Origin of the sequence: Streptomyces sp. 150FB, assembly GCF_000818195.1 — a bacterium.
Classification (GTDB): Bacteria; Actinomycetota; Actinomycetes; order Streptomycetales; family Streptomycetaceae; genus Streptomyces.
Genome location: NZ_JTHL01000001.1, coordinates 2,859,833 through 2,863,283, shown reverse-complemented (window position 1 = coordinate 2,863,283; position 3,451 = coordinate 2,859,833). Strand labels below are relative to the sequence as shown.

Here is a 3,451-nt window from a genome sequence, read left to right as displayed (position 1 = left end):
CCGCACAGGACCCCCCGGGTCCCTGGCGTCGGCGAGCCGGGCCAGCTTGGCGGCCATCGCGCGGATGTGTTCCGGGTCTTCCAGGGCCCCGCCGGTGAGGATCACGGCGGCGGCGCGCTGGCGCTGGAGCAGCGTCAGATAGGTGAGTTCGCGCTCGGGCGAGCCGCCCGTGTTGCAGACGACCGCGAGTTTCTCGCCGCCGCCCCGGCCGCTGCCCTCCTGCCCGCCGATCTCCGTCTGGGCGGCCCCCGCCATGATCCCGAAGAACGGGTCGGCGATGTCGTTGACCAGGATGCCCACCAGGTCGGAAGTGGCGGCGGCGAGTGAGCTGGCGGGGCCGTTGAGTACGTAGTCGAGGTCGTCCACGGCGCGCAGCACGCGCTCGCGGGTGGCGACGGCCACCGGGTAGTTGCCGTTCAGGACGCGGGAAACGGTGGCGGGCGACACCCGGGCGCGCGCCGCCACATCCGCCAGGGTGACTGTCATCGCATTTCCTCCGAGAGATCCAGTAGAAGACACATGTCCAGGGGGAGAGACGTAGGGAGATCGGGTGACCACACATGGGCGACGCATAAGTCATACACAGGTCACGCGGCGGATCGCGGCCCGGCCCTTGTCCGCGCCGCCGTCGCAGGCTAGCTTCTTACCTTATAGAAAGCGCTTGCTAGGTTTGTATGGAGGGAACTTCGTGACACGCAGGACAGTGCGGATCGCCATGAACGGCGTCACGGGGCGGATGGGATACCGACAGCACTTGCTGCGCTCCGTCCTCGCGATCCGTGAACAGGGCGGTCTCGACCTCGGGGACGGTGAGATCCTGTGGCCGGAACCGGTCCTCATCGGCCGCCGTGAACACGCTCTCCGGGAGATCGCCGAACGGCACGGCCTCACCGAGTGGTCCACGGACATCGACACCGTACTCGCGGACGACAGCGTCGACATCTACTTCGACTCCCAGGTCACCTCGGCCCGGGTCGAAGCGGTCAAGAAGGCGATCGCCGCGGGCAAACACATCTACATCGAGAAGCCGACGGCGACCGACCTCGAAGGCGCCCTCGACCTGGCACGGCTCGCGGCGAGCGCCGGGATCAAGCACGGCGTCGTCCAGGACAAGATCTTCCTGCCGGGCCTGCTCAAGCTGAAGCGGCTCATCGACGGCGGCTTCTTCGGCGAGATCCTCTCCGTACGCGGAGAGTTCGGCTACTGGGTCTTCGAGGGCGACTGGCAGGACTCCCAGCGCCCCTCCTGGAACTACCGCAGCGAGGACGGCGGCGGGATCACCGTCGACATGTTCCCGCACTGGGAGTACGTGCTGCACGAGCTGTTCGGACGCGTCCTCAGCGTCCAGGCGCACGTCGCCACGCACATCCCGAAGCGCTGGGACGAGCAGGGCAAGCCGTACGCGGCCTCGGCCGACGACTCGGCGTACGGCATCTTCGAACTGGACGGCGGGGCGGTCGCCCAGATCAACTCTTCCTGGGCCGTGCGGGTCAACCGCGACGAGCTGGTCGAATTCCAGGTCGACGGTACGCACGGCTCGGCCGTCGCCGGCCTGCGCCGCTGCCGCGTGCAGCACCGCAGCGCCACCCCCAAGCCGGTCTGGAACCCGGACCTGCCCGCCACCGAGTCCTTCCGCGACCAGTGGCAGGAAGTGCCGGACAACGGTGAGTTCGAGAACGGCTTCAAGGCGCAGTGGGAGCTGTTCCTGCGCCATGTCGCGCTCGGCGGTCCCTACCCGTGGGACCTGCTGGCCGGCGCGCGCGGCGTGCAACTCGCCGAGCTGGGCCTCAGGTCGTCGGCGGAGGGACGCCGCTTCGAGGTGCCGGAGCTGAGCCTTTGACACCCTCCCCCAGCTAGAGCAGGGGGATTCCTGGCTCAGGCTGCCTTCGGGAGCGGCGCTCCCGAAGGACTTCCACCATCAGCACCAGCCGGGTTGAGACCAGCCCGGACGAGCATCACGCGGGCGGAGTTCTTGTCCCTGGGGGACACGGCTCCGCACGCGGTGCAGGCGTAGGTACGTTCGGAGAGGGGCAGTGCGTGCTTGGTTCTCGCTCGGCACTGTGCGCAGTCCATCGTGGTGTGGGCCGGGTGCACGAGATGCACGATGCGGCCGTGCTTGCGGGCCATCTCGGTCAGGGCTTGCTTGGTCGCGCCAATGGCGGCGTCGGCTGCCTTGCGGGCCATGGTGGACTTCGCGAGGAACTTCGGCTTGAAGTCCTCTACGGCGAGCTGGTCGAAGTCGCGCACTACGTTCTTGGCCCATTTGCGGGCGGTGTCCTGGCGCTGCCGGGCGACCTTCTTGTGGACCTTCGCCACCGCGCGGGACGCAGCCCGATAGCCCTTGGACGCGGCCTTCGCGCGTGCGGGCTTCCGCCTTGCCATCTGTTTCTGATACCGGGCGAGACGGGCGGCTGCAGTGCGGCCGTGCTGCGGGTGCGGGAGGTCGTGGGCGTCGCTCGTGGTCGTCGCGGTCTCCCTGACCCCCCAGTCGACGCCGATCACCGCGCCGGTGGCGGGCAGAGGCTCGGCGGGGACAGCGACGACGAACGAGGCGTACCAGTGGCCGAGGCTGTCCCGGTAGACCCGCACGCTGGACGGGGCGGCCGGGAGCCCCCGCGACCACACCACCGTCACAGCGATGCCGCCGGCGAGGTGCAGACGGCCGCCCTTGAGTCGGAATCCACGCAGCGTGTAGTTCAGCGACAGCTCGGTACCGCGTTTCTTCCTGTGCCTGGGCATCCCGGCGCGCCGTGCCATCGGCACGCGAGCCTTGATGTCCTTCAGTGCCTTCGCGCGGGACTTCGCGAAGTCCCGGATCGACTGCTGTTGCGGGACCGAGGATCCCTCGCGCAGCCACGCGTTCGCGGTACGGGCCTCAGTCAGCATCTTGTCGAGGCGTGCCGGGCCGCACTTCTCTTCCTCTGCGTGGGCCCTCTTCGACCGGGCGCAGCACTCGTTCCAGATCCACCGACACCGCGACCACTCCGCCTCAAGGGCGGTGGCCGCGGTGGACGATACGCGGAGGCGGTAGGTGTACCGGGCGTGCCCGCTCTCCTCGCCTGCCTCTCGCGTTGTCGTCATGACGTCACTCTAGCACTACAGTTGAGGCATGAATGATGAGAAGCGCACCACTCTCCGCCTTCCCGACGACCTCCACCAGTGGCTGGCCGACCAAGCCCGCGCGGCTCACCGGTCGGTCAACGCCGAGATCGTCCACCGCCTGGAGGGCGAGCGCGCCGCCGCTGTGGCGGACGATGAATCGCCCTGACGGCGATTCATCTACCCCCGCCCTGCTCCGAAGCAGTCCGATTCCCCCCCGGCCTGAAGGCCGGAGCATCCTCGGAGGACTTCTGTGAGCCTGCGACTTCCCGCGCCCGGCGGCGCGCTGCGGACGTACACCCCCCGCGCCGAGCCCGCCCGCTTCAGCCGTGGTGGGGGCGGTGCGGCGGGA

At 69.0% G+C, this 3,451-nt stretch carries 4 protein-coding genes; 2 read left to right on the top strand and 2 right to left on the bottom strand.

Annotated elements, in window-relative coordinates; all coding sequences use genetic code 11:
* Positions 1–486: LacI family DNA-binding transcriptional regulator (locus tag QR77_RS12075; protein WP_236710610.1), on the bottom strand; the 486-nt coding region annotated here is incomplete at its 3' end.
* A 202-nt stretch (positions 487–688) separates the two neighbouring features.
* On the opposite strand from QR77_RS12075, the gene QR77_RS12070 reads away from it, so the two are divergent.
* Complete coding sequence (locus QR77_RS12070) at positions 689–1,840, top strand: Gfo/Idh/MocA family oxidoreductase (protein WP_040021596.1); 1,152 nt, start codon at positions 689–691, stop codon at positions 1,838–1,840.
* A gap of 35 nt (positions 1,841–1,875) precedes the next feature.
* Here QR77_RS12070 and QR77_RS12065 read toward each other — a convergent pair whose 3' ends face one another.
* Positions 1,876–3,081: an RNA-guided endonuclease TnpB family protein gene (locus QR77_RS12065; protein ID WP_078876626.1), complete on the bottom strand. Its 1,206-nt coding sequence runs from the start codon at positions 3,079–3,081 to the stop codon at positions 1,876–1,878.
* A 28-nt stretch (positions 3,082–3,109) separates the two neighbouring features.
* Between QR77_RS12065 and QR77_RS43450 the strand changes: the two genes are divergently transcribed.
* Positions 3,110–3,268: an Arc family DNA-binding protein gene (locus QR77_RS43450; RefSeq protein WP_040021594.1), complete on the top strand. Its 159-nt coding sequence runs from the start codon at positions 3,110–3,112 to the stop codon at positions 3,266–3,268.
* Positions 3,269–3,451: the final 183 nt, after the last annotated feature.

Bases quoted from the DNA above. Each gene is read 5' to 3' on its own strand.
- QR77_RS12065 (WP_078876626.1), bottom strand. From the start codon at position 3,081: ATGACGACAACGCGAGAGGCAGGCGAGGAGAGCGGGCACGCCCGGTAC.
- QR77_RS43450 (WP_040021594.1), top strand. From the start codon at position 3,110: ATGAATGATGAGAAGCGCACCACTCTCCGCCTTCCCGACGACCTCCAC.